The following is an 18023-nucleotide window of genomic DNA, read 5'->3' on the forward strand; positions in this document are numbered from 1 at the left end:
ACAAGGAGGCAACCATGAAACTCACTCTTGGCCCGCTGCTCTACTACTGGCCACGCCAGCAAGTACTGGACTTCTATGCCGCAGCCGCCCATTGGCCGGTTGATACCATTTACCTTGGAGAAGTGGTCTGCGCCCGGCGCCACGAACTGCGCACCGCAGACTGGATCGCGCTGGCGCAAGACTTGAAGGCGGCCGGCAAAAATGTGGTGCTGTCCTCGCAAGCGCTCCTGGAGTCCGCGGGCGATCTGATCAGCCTGCGCAAACTGGCCGAAGCCGGTTTTGCACTGGAAGCCAACGACATGGGTGCAGTGCGCATCGCCCGCGAAGCCGGCGCCCCCATCATTGCTGGCCCGCACCTGAACATCTACAACGGCGCGACACTGGACTGGTACGCCAGTATGGGTGCGGCAGGTTGGGTGCCGGCGCTAGAAATGTCCGGCCCTGCATTGCGCCAGTTGCTGGCTGATCGGACTTGCACCATTCAGACCGAAGTATTTGCCCACGGCCACGCACCACTGGCGTTTAGCGCACGCTGCTTTACAGCCAGACACTTTGATCTGAACAAAGACGCCTGTGAGTTCCGTTGTATCGAGCACCCGGACGGGCTGCCAGTACATACGCGGGATGGCCAGCCTTTTTTGCGCATCAACGGGATTCAGACCCAGTCTGCCACCTGCCAAAGTCTGTGGCACGATCTGCCAGATCTCAATAGCAGTGGCGTGGATGCGGTACGCATCAGCCCGCAAGCGCAATACACCGCAGAGTGGATTGCCGCCTGGTCCGCTGCGCTGGCCGGCACCACCACAACGCCAGACTTTGCCACCTGGCAACCCGAAGGCGTTTCCAATGGTTACTGGCACGGCCAGGCCGGCCTGGCGCACATCACCGGAAGCACGACATGATCCGCTTTTTCAGCACACTCCCCGCCCAGGCGCTTCCACACTTGCCCGAAGCGCCACCCGCAATGGTCGCTGCCTTTGTACTTAACCGGCTAGCGCCGCGCCTGTGGCAAGAAGAGGACTTTGCCTGGCTCTCTGGCCGCGCCATACGCATTGCACTGACCGAGCCCGCCATCGGCATCACGCTGGGTCACAATGGCCGGGGCTTTGTGGCGTTACGCCGGGAAGGCGATGTCACGCTGCGCGCTGGCTGGCAGGACTTCCTGGCCATGATGCGGCAAGAGTCGGACCCCGACACCTTGTTCTTTCAGCGCCGCCTGCAGATTGATGGCGACACCGAACTGGGTTTACATCTGAAAAACCGGCTGGATGCGACAGACTGGGATCAGTTACGCGCAGTCTTGCCCGGCCCGTTGGCCCAATGGCTGGGGCCGGCCTGAGCCCGGGCACGCCAAAAACAAAAACGCCTGGCATTGACCAGGCGTTTTTGTTTGCAATCACATGCCAGACAACCCCGCATGTGAGATGCAGCCAGACTTACTTCTTCTTTTTGGTCTCACCCGTGGCCGCTGCCGCAGCCGGCTTCTTGGCAGCACGCTCTTTGGCAATCAACTGGTCAATCACGGTCAGCACGGTACCGTCTTCCTTGCCCACCATAGAAGGCGCGGTCACAAACTTGCCATCAACGATGAAGGTCGGCACGCCATCAATATGGTAGGTATCAACCAGCTGCCCCAGCTTGCCCACTTCGGCCGAAGCAGAGAACGAGGTATAAGCAGCCTTGAACTTGTTCACGTCAATGCCTTGCTTCTTCACCCAGTCGTACAGGGTATCTTCGCGACGCAGCTCGACGCCGTCACGCTGAATGGCGTTAAACACGGCTTGCTGGTATTTGCCGGCAATACCCATCTGGTTCAGTGCAATGAAAATCTTGGCATGCGCTTCAATATCGCTACGGCCTTGCCATACCACGTGGTAACGAATGAAATTCACATCAGACGGCAATTTGGCAGCCCATTGCTCAACATAGGGCTCAACATGGAAGCAATGCGGGCAGCCGTACCAGAAAAACTCGATCACTTCGATCTTGCCAGGCACTTGTACCGGCACCGGCTGGGCCATCAGTTTGTATTCCGTGCCTTCTTTGATATCGGCCTGCGCAACGGTAGCGGCAACCAGGCCCACGGCCAGCAACAGGGATTTGATCCAGCGAGTCATTGCTAACATTCCTTTGTATTTGAGGTGGCAACGACGGCTCTGACCACCGTCACCCGTTCAGATTCAATACCGGCAAAAATATTTTCGACCTGACTTCAACGGTGAGCCCGCGCCAGGCGTTTACTGGGCCTTCACCTGGGCACTGACAATGCCATTGGCTTTCAGGTCAGCCCGGGCTTTATCCATATCAGACACACTGGTAAACGGGCCCACGCGTACACGGTGCCACACCCCTTTATCCTGGGTTTCTACCGTCTGGATGCGCGCCTCGATACCGATCAGCGCCAGTTTGGCCTTCAGGTTGTCCGCTTCCTGTTCATCCTGGAATGCGCCAACTTGCAGATAGGCACCCTTGGGGGCTTCGACAGTGGCAGGCGGCGTGGCATCCGGCTGGGCTGGCTTCTTGCCAGGCGCAGCTTTGTTGTCGCTTTTATCTGACATCGCCGGCAACATTTTGTAAAAATCAAAACGTTCGCCATCGCTGGCGTTTTTGGCTGCAGGCGCTGAGGCGACAGGGGTGACCGTTTGCGGCAGCGGTTGCGCCACATCCTTACCTTCACCTTGCGGGCGTAAGACTTCGGGCTGATTAGCCACCGTGACAGGCGCACTCGACACGGCATCAGGCGGCGGTGCCGAAACCTTGTTGGCAAACGGGTTAGTGCCGCGATTGATGTAAAAAGCAACGCCGACGGCCACTGCGACGCCGACCAGTGCACCCAGCACAAGGCCCGTCAACAAAGAACCGCCGCCTCCCCCACCGCCCCCGCGTGAGGCGTTCCCACTTGAACGGGTGCGTTTCATGTCTCTACTCATGTATTCCTTCTCCGGCGTTTGTCTTCAACGCCTGTCCCGCCAGCCATGCTGACAATTCCGCCAGCCTGGCCGGGTTTTTACCGTAATCCGCAGCGTACCGATTTGCATCCAGTACCGAAAGGCGTTTTTCAGTCGCCAGACGGTTAATGCCGCCCAAAGTGGCGCCAGTAGCGGCAAATGGCCGAATTCTAGCACCCTGTTTCGAGCTTGCCGCAGATAATAAAGGGGAATTTTGCTTCCCTGGAAGGGACGGTGCAGTGCAACAGAAGCCCGACCGTCATATAATCACTCCCCTCTTTTCGTGTTTCCAGGGTTTGTCCCATGCAGGATTCCAAGAAAGCCTGGTCTGGCCGCTTCACCGAACCGGTGTCCGATCTGGTCAAGCGCTACACCGCGTCGGTCGATTTCGACAAGCGCATGGCCGAGGTGGACATTCAGGGCTCGCTGGCCCACGCCACCATGCTGCAACGCGCCGGTGTGCTCTCTGCTGATGATTTGCGCGCCATTCAGTCCGGCATGGCAGACATTCTGGATGAGATCCGTCGCGGCACGTTCGAATGGTCTCTTGACCTGGAAGACGTGCATATGAATATCGAACGTCGCCTGACCGAGAAAATCGGCGATGCCGGCAAGCGTTTGCACACGGGCCGCAGCCGTAATGACCAGGTTGCCACCGACATCCGCCTTTACCTGCGCGGCGCGATCGATATGCTGATTGGCCTGGTGCACGATCTGCAACTGTCGCTGCTGGATCTGGCCGAGAAACACGCCGCCACGGTCATGCCTGGCTTTACCCATTTACAAGTAGCTCAGCCGGTGACGTTTGGTCACCACATGCTGGCCTATGTAGAAATGCTGGGCCGTGATGCTGAACGCTTTGCCGACACTCGTCGTCGCGTGAACCGCCTGCCGCTGGGCGCCGCCGCGCTGGCTGGCACCACTTTCCCGGTGGACCGTCACTACACCGCAGAGTTGCTCAACTTTGAAGCCGTCTGTGAGAACTCTCTCGACGCCGTGTCTGATCGCGACTTCGCTATCGAGTTCTCTGCCGCAGCCGCGCTGACCATGACGCACCTCTCGCGTCTGTCTGAAGAACTGATCCTGTGGATGAGCCCGCGCTTTGGCTTTATTGATATTGCCGACCGTTTCTGTACCGGCTCGTCGATCATGCCGCAAAAGAAGAACCCGGATGTGCCAGAACTCGTGCGGGGCAAGACCGGCCGCGTGAACGGCAATCTGGTGTCGCTGCTCACGCTGATGAAGGGCCAGCCGCTGGCGTACAACAAAGATAATCAGGAAGACAAAGAGCCGCTGTTCGACACCGTCGACACGCTCTCTGACACCCTGCGTATCTACGCCGACATGATGCGCGGCATTACAGTGCGTCCGGACTGTATGGCCGCCGCCGTCAAGCAAGGCTACGCCACCGCGACCGATCTGGCCGACTACCTGGTGAAGAAGGGCCTGCCGTTCCGCGACGCGCATGAAGCCGTAGCTTTGGCCGTGCGTTACGCCGAGGAAAAGCGCAAAGATCTGTCTGAACTGCAACTGGTGGAGCTGCAAAGCTTCTCGTCGCTGATTGAAGCCGACATCGCCGAAGTACTGACCGCCGATGGCAGCATTGCCGCACGTGATCACGTTGGTGGCACCGCGCCCAACCAGGTGCGCTTGCAGATTGGCAAGTGGCGTCAGCGCCTGGGCGTTTGACCCCGGCCTGATTGCACGCTCGTATCACAGGCCGCTCTTGCGGCCTGTTTCTTTTCAAGCTGATGAAGTGATGACCATGACTGCCCCTGCCAATGCCAATATCCAGTGGTTCTGGTTCCAGTTTGCCGAGTTCGATGCGGCCACCTTGTTTGATTATCTGAAGCTGCGGCAGGATGTATTCATCATCGAGCAAACCTGCATTTACCCGGATCTGGATGGCCTGGATCGCGCCTCATTGCACCTTGTCGGCAAACGCGACGGTCAGGTTGTAGCCGCATTGCGCATCGTCCCGCCCGGCCTGAAATACGACGAGCCCTCCATTGGCCGGGTTGTAATCGCCGCCCAGGCGCGCCAGGGTGGCATGGGCAAATTGCTGGTGGCAGAGGGTTTGCGTCAGTCGGCGCAACGCTGGCCCGGCCAAGGCAACCGCATTGGCGCACAAGCTCATTTACAAAAGATGTACAGTGCGCTGGGCTTTGAAACCGTCAGCCCGGAATACGACGAAGACGGCATTCCGCACGTGGACATGCTCTGGCGGGGTTAACGGGTTGTACTTGCAAACCCGGACATGGGTCACGAGCCTTGACCTTCACGCATGAGGCTCGTACCAGGCATCAAAATCCGGTCGGCAACTCAAAATTGCCCTCTGCAGCGCCTTTGACCATATAGTCATCAAGATAAGACTTGGTGTTTTTTGCCCAGGCCGCAGCACCATCAAGATAATGCTTTTGTTTTTCTGTTGGATTGGCCACATTCCAGGTTTCACCTCTGGCAAAACCTGACAATTCCGGATTGACGTAATACCTGGCAACAAGGCATCCCGTTCTCTGGTAAAAAACATAACCCATCATCACCAAAGATGACGGTATTTCTGCCCCAGCCTGTTTGACAAAATTAATCAACGCAATCTCGTTTTTCTGGGTACTCGCTGCAGGATTATTCCACACCCTGACAAACGCGCATTTGGGTTGGGCAGAGGAAAAATCGTCTTTCTTTATGACTGTATAGTTTCCCTGTTCATCTACGCAGCCGTTGTAAGACCATCGCTCGATCTGTCCACGCAGGGCGGGTATGGCGTATAGCAAGACAACCCCGGTGAGTTTTTCCCCTTCTGTCCTGACCAGATAAAAGTTATACCAGGGACCATTATCTTTCAGTTCGCCACGAAGCTGTATTTTTGACTCTCCACTATCTTTTTTCGCCAAAATCCATTTCCCAGCCGGAAGCGGAATTCCAATTGCTTCAATGGTCATTTCCTTTTCGTATACCATTCCCTCATTGATATCCTGAAAAGAAGATGCCCGGCAGTAAACAGGAAGCACCATGAAAAAAAGAAAAGTAACGCGCTGAATCACATTTTTCATGAAAGCAGGTCCGGTGATTTAATCCAGAATAAAACCATGCTGATCTGGTTTGATCGCAGCCAGCCGCTGTAATTATTGGTTTTATGAAAAGGCCTGGCGTCATGCAAATGCATGAGGTTTGTGCGCCTCCTGTCTGGTCTGAGCATATGGATTTCGATGCATATCTCTCCGGCCCGGGGTTATCGCATCGTGCAGCATCTCTTGACAGGCAGTGGTTCGGGCTCGACCATGAAATAGTTACCGAACCGATTGTTCCTCCATGACTGCCACCCGCCTTGAACATGCCCGCCGCCTGCTTGCCATTGCCCAGACCGGCCTCGCCTATGGCAAAGACAAGTTCGACGTCCAGCGTTTTGAAGAAGTCGCCGCCATTGCCCAGGCGCAAATGGCCGAGTTGATCGGCAACACTACCGCTGAAGAAGTGGCCCGCATCTTCATGCCAGAAGCGGGTTACGCCAATCCCAAACTGGATGTGCGCACCGCCGTATTCCGTGACGACAAGATATTGCTTGTGCGCGAAATGAGCGATGGCCTTTGGACTTTGCCAGGTGGCTGGGCAGATATTGGCGCCTCGCCAGCCCAATGTGCCGCGCGCGAAGTGTTGGAAGAAGCCGGCTATGTGGTTCGCATTACGCGTTTCCTCAAGCTCGTCGACATGAATCTGCACCCGCATCCCGTGATGCCTTTTCACATCTGGAAGCTGATTTTCGAAGGCGAAATCACCGCCGAGGCCACACCGGACGGCATCGAAACCGACGGCGTAGCGTTCTTTGCAGAAGACGCCTTGCCGCCGCTGTCGGTGGGACGCATCTTGCCCGAACAAATTGCCCGGTTGTTTGCGCTGCACAGAAACGGGCAGGTCGAATTCGACTAGATCGCGCTGAACGCCGCGCCAGCCATGGACAGGCTACGTCAATCAGGCAAAAATGGAGCTTTGGCGAAACCTGCGTTCCGACATGCCCACCCTGCTTAGCGTCAACTTGAACAAGATCGCCCTGATCCGCAACTCACGCGGGCGGGACTACCCCTCAGTCGAACATTTCGCCCGCGTGGCTCTGGATAACGGCGCTCGTGGTGTCACCATCCATCCGCGCCCGGATCAACGCCATGCCCGCAATGCCGATGCGCTAGCCCTGTCTGCACTGGTCAAGCAATACCCCGGTGCCGAGTTGAATATTGAGGGTTATCCATCGCGTGAGTTTCTGGATGTGGTGCTGCAGTCGCGCCCGGCGCAGTGCACGCTGGTGCCGGATGAACCAGGCCAGATCACCTCTGACCATGGCTGGAACATTCGCGAGCGGATGGACCTTCTGAAAGGCGTGGTGGCTGAACTGCAAGCAGCGGGTGTCCGCGTCAGCCTGTTTGTCGACCCGGATCCGGAACAAGTCGCTCTGGCCCCGCAAACCGGCGCGGATCGTGTTGAGTTATACACCGAGGATTACGCGCTCAAACACAGTGAAGGCAAGCACGTCAGCGTGATCGACCAGTATGTCAAAGCAGCAGAAGCCGCGATCAATGCAGGCTTGGGCCTGAATGCCGGACATGATCTGAACTTGCTGAATCTCGCAGATTTCCTGGCTGCAGTGCGCGGCGTGGAAGAAGTCTCGATTGGCCATGCTTTGACGGTAGAAGCGCTGGAGCAGGGTTATGCCAGCGTCGTGCGCCAATACGTCGCAATCTGCAGGGCTGCGGGTCTGGCAGAATGACGAGCGCCACGGTCAGCCACGTCAGCCTGAGCCCGGCCCATACTTTCAGCAAACCGAATGTTGCAAGCATTCACCTGCTGACTGGCCTGGGCGTGGAAGGTGACGCGCACATGGGTGTGACCGTGAAACATCGTTCCCGCGTGGCGGCAGACCCGACGCAGCCAAATCTGCGCCAGGTTCACCTGATCCATGGCGAGTTGCATGATGAACTGGCCAGCGCCGGGTTTAACTTGCAACCGGGCGAGATGGGTGAAAACATCACCACGCGCGGCATTGATCTGTTATCGCTGCCGCAAGGCACCCGTTTGCGGATTGGCCCAGAGGTCATGATTGAAGTCACCGGTTTACGCAACCCCTGCGGTCAGCTTGATCACCACAAACAAGGCCTGACCGCGGCGGTGCTGGGCCGTGATAAAGAAGGTAACCTGATGCGCAAAGCCGGGGTGATGGGCATTGTCATCTGCGGAGGGGGCATCAGGCCGGGCGATGCCATCCATGTCGTTCTGCCACCACTGCCGCATCGCAAGCTGGAACGCGTCTGACCCGCCAAAAAACGGGCGCCTCAGCGCCCGTTTTGTCATTTACTCTTGCAGCCAGTTCAGTCTGACAATGCAGCCAGTACGTCTGCAGTGCTGCGAACATGCGACAATCGCGGAAAGATCACCTGCATGGCAAAGTTGTGATGCTCCGCGTTGGCACCGCTACATGCGTCTTCGGCCACAACGGCTGCGTATCCATGCTCCCAGGCCGCGCGCAGCGTTGATTCCACGCCAATGTTGGTCGAGATACCAGCCAGTACAATGTTCTTGATACCGCGGCGGCGCAGTTGCAGGTCCAGTTCCGTACCGTAAAACGCGCCCCACTGGCGCTTGACGATCTTGATATCCTGTTCGGTTACATCCAGTTCAGGTGCAAAGGTCATCCAGTTTTCTGGCAAGGCTTTGGCTGGAGCTGCCTGATCAACCGGTTGCTTCAGCGCATCGCCAAAGTCATCCGACCAACCAACGCGCACCAGCACCACCGGGGCGTTCAATTGGCGAAAGCGCTTGGCCAGTTGCGCACCGTGGTCGACCACGGTCTGCGCGGTGTGTGGGCCACCGGCGAAGGGCAAAATACCCTGTTGCAGGTCGATCAGTACCAGTGCGGTCGTTTTTGGATCAAGCTTTACCATATTGTTTCGCTCCGTCAATATGTGAGGAACGCCTCACAAAAAAAGAGTATATGAGGATGGACTCACAAAACGCAAGCATCACCGCCCGAAAGCCGCAACGCGAACGCGGCCGTCTACGCGTCGCCGCATTGCTGGAAGCGGCAGATCAACTGTTTGCCAGCAAAGGGTACGAAGCGACAACGATGACTGAAATTGCCGCACAAGCGGGCTCGTCCATCGGTTCGTTGTACCAGTTTTTCCCGACCAAAGAACATGTAGCAGATGCCGTGCTAACTGACCATGCGGCCGACTTGTACCAACGTATGACCGCGCTGACCCAGCAGGCCATACATTGGTCCGTGGCAGAAACCGCACACAATCTGTTCTCCGCACTCATCCAGTTTCGCGCCGCACACCCGGCATTTGCGGTATTGGTTGAAGCCCGTGGCGCCCCACCTGTCAAAGCCATGGGCGTGCGCCAGAAAATGCGTGAGCACGTGCTTCACATTCTGCGCCTGAAAGCGCCCGGGTTTTCCGATGAAGCCTTGATGCCGGTAGCCGTGGTGGTTTTGCAGATCATGAAAGCAGCCGTAGCGCTCAATGGCGAGGAAGACTTGCCTACGCGGCGTCCAGCACTTGATGAGATGCGCGACATGCTGGAGTACTGGCTGATCAATCGCCTGTCGGCCCCACACCCTTAAGTCCACCTCGGGGCAATCCTCACCATTCTGAGAATTGACCCCGGTCAACACCCATCAAAGCAAAAAACCCCAATATCTAGTACTGAACAATCGATCAGACAACAAGATATTGAGGTAAGCCGTGCATAGCCAGCCCACCCACGTCCGCAAGCGCGACGGCCGGATTGTCCCTTTCGATGCTGAACGCATCACCCGCGCGCTGCTGGCCGCAGCCCAGTACAGCGGCGAGTTCGATATCACCACAGCGCAGACCTTGAGTGAACGGGTCTCTCGGCGCCTGGCGCAAACCGGCTTGAGCAGCCCGGGCATTGAGGTCATTCAGGATCATGTTGAAGAGGCCTTGCTCGAACAGCGCTATCTCAAAACCGCGCGGGCCTATATCACCTGGCGCAGCCAGCATGCGCGCTTACGCTCTGACACGCGCACGGTGGTGGATGTTGAGGCCAGCATCAATGAATACCTCAATCAGTCTGACTGGCGCATCAACGCCAATGCCAATCAGGGCTGGAGCCTGGGCGGGTTGATCCTCAATACCAGCGGCAAAGTCATTGCCAACTACTGGCTCAATCATGTTTACCCGCCAGAAATCGGTGCCGCGCATCGTTCTGGCGCAATACATATTCATGATCTGGACATGCTATCGGGCTATTGCGCAGGCTGGTCACTGCGCCGTTTGCTGCATGAAGGGTTTAACGGTGTGCCCGGCAAGGTAGAAGCCAGGGCACCCAAACACATGTCGTCGGCCATTGGCCAGATCGTCAATTTTCTGGGCACCTTGCAAAACGAATGGGCCGGCGCACAGGCGTTTTCCTCGTTCGATACCTATATGGCGCCGTTCGTGCGCGTGGATGAACTGAGTTACAAACAAGTCAAACAGTACATCCAGGAACTGATCTACAACCTCAATGTTCCCAGCCGTTGGGGTACCCAGACACCGTTCACCAATCTGACTTTCGACTGGACCTGCCCGGCTGATCTGCGCGAACAGATTCCGTATGTCGGCGGTGTGGAAATGCCGTTCACCTATGGCGATCTACAAGTCGAGATGGACATGATCAACCGCGCCTACATCGAGGTCATGATGGAAGGCGATGCGTTGGGTCGGGTGTTCACGTTCCCCATTCCAACCTACAACATCACGCCCGATTTTGACTGGGACCACGCCAATACAGCGCTCTTGTTTGAAATGACCGCAAAATACGGTCTGCCGTATTTCCAGAACTTCCTCAATAGCGATCTGGAACCGCACATGGTGCGCTCCATGTGCTGCCGCCTGCAGCTCGATCTGCGTGAACTGCTCAAGCGCGGCAATGGCTTGTTTGGCTCCGCCGAGCAAACCGGCAGTCTGGGCGTAGTCACGCTCAACTGCGCACGGATCGGCTATGAGTTCCGTGGTGATGAACCCGGTCTGTTCGCCCGTGTTGATGAACTGATGGAACTGGGCAAGCAAAGCCTGGAAATCAAACGCAAGCTGATCCAGCGATTGATTGATGGCGGTTTATACCCGTACACCAAACGGTATCTGGGTACGCTGCGCAATCACTTCAGTACGCTGGGCGTGAATGGCGTCAACGAGATGATCCGCAATTTCACCCATGACACCGATGACATCACCACGGCTTATGGTTATGACCTTGCCACACGCTTGATGGATCACATCCGTGACACCATGACGCGTTTCCAGGAAGAAACCGGCCATCTGTACAACCTTGAGGCCACCCCCGCCGAAGGCACCACCTACCGCTTTGCCAAGGAAGACAAGCGGCACTATCCCGATATCCTGCAAGCCGGCTCGCCGGAACAGCCGTATTACACCAACTCCACCCAACTGCCTGTCGGCTTTACTGATGACCCGTTCGAAGCACTCGAACGCCAGGATGCTCTTCAGCGCAAATACACCGGCGGTACGGTGCTGCATTTATATATGAACGAGGCCATCTCTTCCGCAGATGCCTGCCGTACCCTGGTCCGCCGCGCACTCACACGCTTCAGGCTGCCTTATATCACCGTGTCCCCGACGTTCTCAATTTGCCCCAAACACGGTTATCTGAGCGGCCATCACGAATTCTGCCCCAAGTGCGACCAGGAATTGCTGGCCGCCAAGCCGGTTTGCTGCAACTAGCAGCGGCGCGGCCGGTGATTGCCACGGAATGCCGGCCGCGTTCTTTTTCTACCTCTTGCCTCGCAACCGCCCGGAGAACACACATGAACGATCGCGCCCCCCAAACCGTCATCCACACCACCCAGGACACCCCACCGACGCTCAGGCAAGAGGAGCGCACACGCTGCGAAGTCTGGACCCGGGTTATGGGCTATCACCGCCCGGTATCGGCCTTCAACATTGGCAAGCAAGGTGAATTCAAAGAACGTCAGTTCTTCCAGGAACGGCCATGACTGATCAGACAGATTTGCGTACGCCGCCCAAACTGGGGGGCGTGGTGCCGTTTTCCAGTTGCGACTATCCAGGGCATCTGGCTTGCGTCGTGTTTATTTCTGGCTGCCCATGGCGCTGTCACTACTGCCACAACCCACACCTGCAAGAGCGGCACAAACAACCCACCAGCCCGACCTGGAATGACACTCTGGCTTGGTTGCATAGCCGGCGCGGGCTACTGGATGCAGTGGTATTCTGCGGTGGAGAGCCCTTGGCAGAGCACTGGCTACCACACATGATGACGCAAGTTCGCCAACTGGGTTTCCAGGTGGCATTGCATACCGGCGGCGCGTATCCAGCGCGGCTCAGGCAATGTCTACCTTTGCTCGACTGGGTCGGGTTCGATGTGAAAGCACCGTTTGCGAGTTATGAATCTGTCACCCAGGTTCGCAACAGTGGTCGGGCAGCACGCGAGTCACTTCATCTGCTGATTGAGAGCGGCGTCCCGTTTGAGTGCCGCACCACCGTCCATCCCGCCTTGCATGACACGGCCTCCCTGCTACAACTGGCGGGCACCCTGGCTGTGCAGGGCGTAGAGAACTTCGTTTTGCAACCCTTTCGGGCCTCTGGCTGCGCCAGTCCGATGTTGCTACAAAAGGCGATTCCGCCTGACTGGCCAGACGCTGTAACGCTGACCCGCTTGCGAAGTGTCCTGCCGCACACCTCTATACGTACGCATTAGTCACATCAGTTTTAGTGATTTGTATACACGGCATCATCTCTGCAATGACGCTTTGATTTGGATCAAAATCAAACCAGTGCCAAACCCGCAGACTCCCCGCTCTTAACCAGGAATCGCCATTGAGGCGGGAGACGTACCCATGTTGCAACATGCTTTCAAACCACTGCTGATTAAAGGCAAAGCCTTGCTCCCTGTCGTGCAGGGCGGCATGGGCGTGGGCATCTCCGCGCACAAACTGGCTGGCGCCGTTGCGCATGAAGGCGCTGTGGGCACCATCGCCAGCGTAGATTTGCGCCATCACCATGCTGACTTGATGGAACAAAGTAAAACCATCAAAGATCAAGCCGGGCTGGATGCGCTCAACTACGAAGCGCTCACCCGCGAAGTCCACCTGGCTAAAGCTACGGCTGGCGGCAATGGCCTGATCGCCGTCAATGTCATGAAGGCCGTGTCCGCCAATACCGACTATGTACGCTACGCCTGCGAAGCCGGCACAGACGCCATCGTGATGGGCGCCGGCCTGCCACTGGATCTGCCCGACGTCACGGCAGACCACCCGAACGTTGCCCTGGTACCCATTTTGTCAGACAGCCGTGGCATTGGTGTCGTGCTGAAAAAATGGCTCAAGAAAAACCGCCTCCCCGACGCCATCGTCATCGAACACCCTGGCCATGCGGGTGGCCATTTGGGTGCAACCCGTCTGGATGACGTTCACAACGAGAAATTTGGTTTTGATCGGGTCCTGGCCGAAACCCTGCAACTCTTCAAAGACTTGCAGCTGGAAAGTCTGCGTATTCCATTGATTGTCGCCGGCGGCATCAACAGCCATGAAAAGGTAAGCCACTATCTGCAAAATGGTGCCAGCGGCGTACAACTGGGGACTGCATTCGCAGTGTCGGAAGAAGGCGATGCGCATCCCAACTTCAAAGAAGTCCTGGCCAACGCGCGCGACGAAGATATTGTCGAATTCATGAGCGTCGCCGGCTTGCCCGCCCGTGCCGTATTGACCCCGTGGCTGAAGAATTACATTAACCGCGAGGCACGTCTGCAATCCAATGCCAAGGCAGATCCGGCGCGTTGCACCCAGGGGCTGAATTGCCTGTCGGTATGCGGCCTGCGAGATGGTCTCGCCAAGGTTGGTCAGTTCTGCATTGATCTGAAACTGGCGGCGGCCATGCGTGGCGAAGTGAACCGCGGTCTCTTCTTCCGTGGCGCGGACAGCCTGCCATTTGGCAGCGCGATCCGCCCGGTGCGCGAGCTGATTGATTACCTGCTCACGGGTCAGCGCCCGGCGGGCCTTGCGAGCGGCCAGGCCTGATGTGAAGGGGCTCACCTCGAATATAAGAGAAATCTGACGAATTACAGAAATTAGCAGTGACGAAATTCGTCACTTTTAAGTACAAAGGCCGGTGTGGGTGTCCACGTCGGCCTTTGTTTTTGTGCGACACCCGCCGCCATTCGTCGCCGCCTGGCGTGGACGGCCCGACATGCTGCTGCAACGATTCAGCCACGTGCAGCCATCCCAAAACGGCCCCGGAAACGAAGAAGGGCCAGGCTGAAAGCCTGACCCTTACTGTCTTTGGTGCCGTTGAAGTGAATCGAACACTCGACCTACTGATTACGAATCAGTTGCTCTACCGACTGAGCTACAACGGCGGAGCCAGCATTATAAGCAACTTTGCAATAGATACCAAGCCGGGCACAATGCGCCGGCAGGGTTAATCCCGCTGGCATAGCTTTTGCTCTAACTTTGCTGGCGCGGGGACCCCGCACACCAACAAACAATTTTCGGAGACTGAACATGCAACGCATGCAAAAGGGTTTCACCCTGATCGAACTGATGATCGTTGTCGCGATCATCGGTATTCTGGCCGCTGTGGCCATCCCGGCTTACCAGGACTACACCGTCCGCGCCCGCGTTTCTGAAGGTCTGGGCATGGCTGACGCTGCCAAGATCACTGTTGCTGAAAACGCCGCTAACGGCGCTTCGGACTTGGCCGCTGGCTATAGCTGGTCTGCTTCGACCACCAACGTATCGTCCGTTGGCATCAACTCCACAAACGGTCAGATCACTGTGATCTACCAGCCTAAGGCTGGTGGCGGCCTGAGCGGCGGCGGTTCCAACCTGGTGTTCATCCCGAAAGATTCCAGCAACAACGGCAACATTTCTTCCGGTACTGTTCCGGCAGGCGTGATCACCTGGGATTGCACCACAAGCAGCACCCTGGCAGTCAAGTATCGTCCGGCTCAATGCCGCAGCTAATTGCCTGGCTTTAATTAGCTAGCAAAAAGCGATGGTCGGTCACCCAGTCGGTGGCCGGCCAACTCCCTCCCGATACGCTTGTTATCTTAATGGGCGTGTTATGGCTCTCATTCATCTGCTCTGAAGGTCATGCCATGCGCCAGTCTCAAACAGGCTTTACCCTTATTGAATTGATGATCGTGGTTGCGATCATCGGTATTCTTGCCGCAGTCGCTATTCCTGCTTATCAGGACTACACCGTCCGCGCTCGCGTCAGCGAAGGTCTGCTGACCGCAGACTATGCCAAGACTCTGGTCGGTGAAAACGCCGCCAACGGTGCCTCTTTCAGCCTGGGTTTTGCCTATGGCTCTGGCACGCAGAACGTATCCAGTGCCTGGATCGACAACACCAACGGCACCATTTTCCTGTCTTATCGCCCTGTCGCTGGCGCCGGTTTGAACGGTGGCGGTAGTCTGGTAGCGTTCAAGCCCATCGACAGTGGTACTGGTTCCGGCCTGACCTCTGGTGTCGTCCCCTCTGGCGTACTGACCTGGAAGTGTGACAGCTCCGCCGGAACGACACTGGCTTCGAAGTACGTCCCGGCGCAGTGCCGATAATCTGCTCCATTCGCGGGGGCGATAGTACGCGCCCTCTGTCGATCCTCTCATTTTAGTTTAGCGCCCCCCATGAATATGACCGTTGAAGTACCGACTCTTTCCGGTACTCACGCGAGCCTGCCACAGGATCCCGAGCACTTTCTCCAGTCCAACGCCAAAGCGGTTTTTGTGTTGTTGCTGGCAGTCTGGTTGTGTTGCCATCCCTGGTTTGGTTTCTGGCACGACGGCATGCTTTATCTTGGGCAAGCACTGCACCGGGCGAACCCCTCGCACTTCGCCGGCGATCCGTTTTTCATGTATGGATCACAAGATAACTACACGCTCTTTACCGGTTTTTATGCGCAGTTGATCAAGGTCATTGGCCTTGCATCGGCAGGCCGTTACCTGATGCTACTGGCCCACGTCGCCTGGTTCAGCGCGTTTTATATGTTTTGCCGGGTTGCTACCCGCAGCTACCTCGCCACCATGGCTGCTTGCCTGACTGCCGTGGCTTTGCCGCCGTTTTACGGCGGCATCGGGATCTTCAGCTACGCCGAACCCTTCCTGACCGCCCGAAGTGCCGCTGAACCTTTGGTGCTGCTCGCACTGGCGCTGCTGGTGCAAGGCCGCCAGCTACCAGCACTCGTTGCATTGGTTGCCGCGCTTCCTTTGCATCCACTGGTTGCTTTCTCCGGTCTCACCGTGTGGTTTGCACATGTTGTCGCATTCCCCCAGACTCGCCGGATCCGCTGGATTGTGCTGGCACTGGCTGTTATCGGGCTCGCTGCAGCCTTGGGGCTGGCCTTTGCCCATGTCAAACCGTTTGACTCGCTGTTACTGACCTATAACCCCACGTGGTGGCTTTTCGTCAGCAACTTCAACGGCCAGGTCTTGATTTCACTCTGGACCCAGGGTGACCTCGTCCGGCTCGGCAGCTTGATGGCCCTGTACCTTGCATCGACGAGAATCGTGACCGATCAAGGTGCTCGTCGGTTATTGGCCTGCCTGATGGGCGTCACCGTTTTGTCTTTGGCTGTGTCGCTGATTCTCGGTGACTGGCTACATAACATTTTCATTCTGTCGATACAGATCTGGCGGATTTTGTCCCCGGTTCAAGCCTTGATGCCTGGGTTGCTGGTTGGCTTGCTGATCAGCCGCCGCGAGCACATTGCGGGCAACTTGCAGGCGGCCATTGTGCTAGCCCTGCTGGCATTGCTGATGCAAGACCATATGTACAGCGTGCTATTGCTGATCAGTGGCACGCTGCTGATTTTCAGCAAACCACTGAAAATCCGTCCGGCGCTGCAGCCCTATCTGGCCGTCGGGCTGTGCCTGGCTATCCTGCTGGCACTGCTCAATGAAGCCCTCAAGATGTCCAGTTTTGTGCTGAACCACTTCTACAGCACCTCCTATCACTTGCTGTACCCACACCTGGTTTCAGTGGGCATTGCCACCTTGGTCGTCGCCGTTGGTCTGCGCCTGCGGTCGGCCAATTCGGTCATCGTCATGGCGCTGGTGTGCCTGCTGTGCGCTGTGGTGACGTGGGATCGTCGCTCAGACTCTGAGACCTTCTTTGAAAATACCCAGGGCCAGAACCCGTTTGAGAAGATCGTCCGCCCGGATGAGTCTATCTATTGGAACACCTTCCGTCCCATGCCATGGATGGTGTTCAACCGCTCCTCTTACGTAAATGGCATGCAAGCATCGGCGATCCTGTTCAACGAAAACTTTGCACACGAATACGCGATGCGCTTTAACCTGGTCGAAAGTAAATATCTCGACAAGAAATGTACCCCTTACTTGTTTGGTACGGGGCAGTGTGAGGACGGCCCGACCAACCTCACACCTGATTTGTGTGCGTTCGATGACCGTCTGCGCTGGATTGTGTCCGAATTCAAAAACCCGGCTGTACCGGTCACGGCGACCTGGAACTTCACTGTGGAGAACGTGCCGGGTCATATGTACTTGTATGACTGTGTGGCGTTGCGCAAGCTCTCACCTGAGCAACAACCGCAAACCGGCCAGGAAAAGAAATGACCGACAAACCTCAATCCACGCTACAGCAGTTCATCCGTTACGTCGGAATTGGCGGGGTGTCATTCGTGCTGGATTTTGCGACGCTCACCCTGGTGGTCAGCCACCTGCATGCGTCCGTACTGACTGGCGCAACGGCAGGCTTCCTGGTTGGTGCAACGGTCAATTACCTGTTGTGTCTGTATTTTGTATTTTCCGCCCGGACGCTCAGACAGCATCGCATGGTCGAATTCTGGATTTTCGTCCTGATTGGCGTGATCGGCCTTGGCATCAACGACACGATCATTTATGCCTGCCACAGCTGGCTGCCAGCGCTGGACTACCGCGCAGGCAAGTTTATTGCAGCGGCTGTCGTGCTGATCTTCAATTTCACCTTCCGCAAGCTCATCCTGTTCAACAATCGTCGTTCCGACAGCGCGGTCCAGGTTGAAGTCGCGGCACCGTTGCAACAGCTTCCCTGAGTTCTGACCTTTTACA

The 18023-nt window shown here is 56.9% G+C and carries 20 protein-coding genes and 1 tRNA gene; 16 read left to right on the plus strand and 5 right to left on the minus strand.

Annotated features, from left to right (window positions below; genetic code table 11):
• Positions 1 to 14: 14 nt before the first annotated feature.
• Positions 15 to 902: a U32 family peptidase gene (locus IEX44_RS06680; protein WP_188690777.1), complete on the plus strand. Its 888-nt coding sequence runs from the start codon at positions 15 to 17 to the stop codon at positions 900 to 902.
• Positions 899 to 1339 (plus strand): ubiquinone anaerobic biosynthesis accessory factor UbiT, encoded by a 441-nt coding sequence (gene ubiT / locus IEX44_RS06685; RefSeq protein ID WP_188690779.1) that lies wholly within the window; start codon positions 899 to 901, stop codon positions 1337 to 1339. The genes IEX44_RS06680 and ubiT overlap by 4 nt, the downstream gene beginning before the upstream one ends.
• 97 nt (positions 1340 to 1436) lie before the next feature.
• Here ubiT and IEX44_RS06690 read toward each other — a convergent pair whose 3' ends face one another.
• A complete protein-coding gene (locus IEX44_RS06690; RefSeq protein ID WP_188690781.1) occupies positions 1437 to 2117 on the minus strand; it encodes a thiol:disulfide interchange protein DsbA/DsbL in 681 nt (226 codons plus the stop codon).
• Positions 2118 to 2237: 120 nt separating this feature from the next.
• Positions 2238 to 2918, minus strand: a complete 681-nt coding sequence (locus IEX44_RS06695) for an SPOR domain-containing protein (RefSeq protein ID WP_229678803.1) — start codon at positions 2916 to 2918, stop codon at positions 2238 to 2240.
• 333 nt (positions 2919 to 3251) lie between these two features.
• On the opposite strand from IEX44_RS06695, the gene argH reads away from it, so the two are divergent.
• The gene (gene argH, locus IEX44_RS06700; RefSeq protein ID WP_188690786.1) at positions 3252 to 4637 is read left to right on the plus strand and encodes an argininosuccinate lyase; all 1386 of its coding nucleotides are present in this window, start codon (positions 3252 to 3254) and stop codon (positions 4635 to 4637) included.
• 76 nt (positions 4638 to 4713) lie between these two features.
• Positions 4714 to 5181, plus strand: a complete 468-nt coding sequence (locus IEX44_RS06705) for a GNAT family N-acetyltransferase (protein ID WP_188690788.1) — start codon at positions 4714 to 4716, stop codon at positions 5179 to 5181.
• Positions 5182 to 5251: 70 nt separating this feature from the next.
• On the opposite strand, the gene IEX44_RS06710 is transcribed toward IEX44_RS06705, so the two are convergent.
• Positions 5252 to 6001: a hypothetical protein gene (locus IEX44_RS06710; protein WP_188690791.1), complete on the minus strand. Its 750-nt coding sequence runs from the start codon at positions 5999 to 6001 to the stop codon at positions 5252 to 5254.
• A gap of 259 nt (positions 6002 to 6260) precedes the next feature.
• Here IEX44_RS06710 and IEX44_RS06715 point away from each other — a divergent pair, with 259 nt between their 5' ends.
• The 3 genes from IEX44_RS06715 (at position 6261) to IEX44_RS06725 (ending at position 8249) form a co-directional block, all read left to right on the plus strand.
• Entirely contained in the window at positions 6261 to 6875 is a 615-nt protein-coding gene (locus IEX44_RS06715; protein WP_188690794.1) for an NUDIX hydrolase, read from the plus strand.
• An 82-nt stretch (positions 6876 to 6957) separates the two neighbouring features.
• Complete coding sequence (locus IEX44_RS06720; protein ID WP_188690797.1) at positions 6958 to 7707, plus strand: pyridoxine 5'-phosphate synthase; 750 nt, start codon at positions 6958 to 6960, stop codon at positions 7705 to 7707.
• Positions 7704 to 8249 carry an MOSC domain-containing protein gene (locus IEX44_RS06725; protein ID WP_188690799.1) on the plus strand — a complete coding sequence of 182 codons (546 nt, stop codon included), beginning with the start codon at positions 7704 to 7706 and terminating at the stop codon, positions 8247 to 8249. The genes IEX44_RS06720 and IEX44_RS06725 overlap by 4 nt, the downstream gene beginning before the upstream one ends.
• A 56-nt stretch (positions 8250 to 8305) precedes the next feature.
• Here the strand turns inward: IEX44_RS06725 and IEX44_RS06730 are convergent, their stop codons facing one another.
• A complete protein-coding gene (locus tag IEX44_RS06730) occupies positions 8306 to 8878 on the minus strand; it encodes a hydrolase (RefSeq protein ID WP_188690802.1) in 573 nt (190 codons plus the stop codon).
• 56 nt (positions 8879 to 8934) lie between these two features.
• Here IEX44_RS06730 and IEX44_RS06735 point away from each other — a divergent pair, with 56 nt between their 5' ends.
• The 5 genes from IEX44_RS06735 (at position 8935) to IEX44_RS06755 (ending at position 13992) form a co-directional block, all read left to right on the plus strand.
• Entirely contained in the window at positions 8935 to 9558 is a 624-nt protein-coding gene (locus tag IEX44_RS06735) for a TetR/AcrR family transcriptional regulator (protein ID WP_188690805.1), read from the plus strand.
• A gap of 121 nt (positions 9559 to 9679) precedes the next feature.
• Entirely contained in the window at positions 9680 to 11680 is a 2001-nt protein-coding gene (locus tag IEX44_RS06740; protein ID WP_188690808.1) for a ribonucleoside triphosphate reductase, read from the plus strand.
• Between the two features lie 83 nt (positions 11681 to 11763).
• The gene (gene nrdD, locus IEX44_RS06745; RefSeq protein ID WP_188690811.1) at positions 11764 to 11952 is read left to right on the plus strand and encodes an anaerobic ribonucleoside-triphosphate reductase; all 189 of its coding nucleotides are present in this window, start codon (positions 11764 to 11766) and stop codon (positions 11950 to 11952) included.
• Positions 11949 to 12674 (plus strand): anaerobic ribonucleoside-triphosphate reductase activating protein, encoded by a 726-nt coding sequence (locus IEX44_RS06750; RefSeq protein ID WP_188690814.1) that lies wholly within the window; start codon positions 11949 to 11951, stop codon positions 12672 to 12674. The genes nrdD and IEX44_RS06750 overlap by 4 nt, the downstream gene beginning before the upstream one ends.
• Before the next feature lie 142 nt (positions 12675 to 12816).
• Positions 12817 to 13992 carry an NAD(P)H-dependent flavin oxidoreductase gene (locus tag IEX44_RS06755; RefSeq protein WP_229678899.1) on the plus strand — a complete coding sequence of 392 codons (1176 nt, stop codon included), beginning with the start codon at positions 12817 to 12819 and terminating at the stop codon, positions 13990 to 13992.
• Between the two features lie 262 nt (positions 13993 to 14254).
• Here the strand turns inward: IEX44_RS06755 and IEX44_RS06760 are convergent.
• Positions 14255 to 14330 (minus strand) — tRNA-Thr (locus IEX44_RS06760).
• Positions 14331 to 14475: 145 nt separating this feature from the next.
• Here IEX44_RS06760 and IEX44_RS06765 point away from each other — a divergent pair.
• The 4 genes from IEX44_RS06765 (at position 14476) to IEX44_RS06780 (ending at position 18007) form a co-directional block, all read left to right on the plus strand.
• Positions 14476 to 14937 carry a pilin gene (locus IEX44_RS06765; RefSeq protein WP_188690820.1) on the plus strand — a complete coding sequence of 154 codons (462 nt, stop codon included), beginning with the start codon at positions 14476 to 14478 and terminating at the stop codon, positions 14935 to 14937.
• A gap of 134 nt (positions 14938 to 15071) precedes the next feature.
• Positions 15072 to 15533, plus strand: a complete 462-nt coding sequence (locus IEX44_RS06770) for a pilin (protein ID WP_188690822.1) — start codon at positions 15072 to 15074, stop codon at positions 15531 to 15533.
• Positions 15534 to 15602: 69 nt separating this feature from the next.
• The gene (locus IEX44_RS06775) at positions 15603 to 17549 is read left to right on the plus strand and encodes a hypothetical protein (protein WP_188690825.1); all 1947 of its coding nucleotides are present in this window, start codon (positions 15603 to 15605) and stop codon (positions 17547 to 17549) included.
• Positions 17546 to 18007, plus strand: a complete 462-nt coding sequence (locus tag IEX44_RS06780; protein WP_188690828.1) for a GtrA family protein — start codon at positions 17546 to 17548, stop codon at positions 18005 to 18007. Before IEX44_RS06775 ends, IEX44_RS06780 begins: the two co-directional genes overlap by 4 nt.
• The last annotated feature ends 16 nt before the right edge of the window (positions 18008 to 18023 follow it).

Origin of the sequence: Silvimonas amylolytica (assembly GCF_014645555.1) — a bacterium.
Classification (GTDB): Bacteria; Pseudomonadota; Gammaproteobacteria; order Burkholderiales; family Chitinibacteraceae; genus Silvimonas; species Silvimonas amylolytica.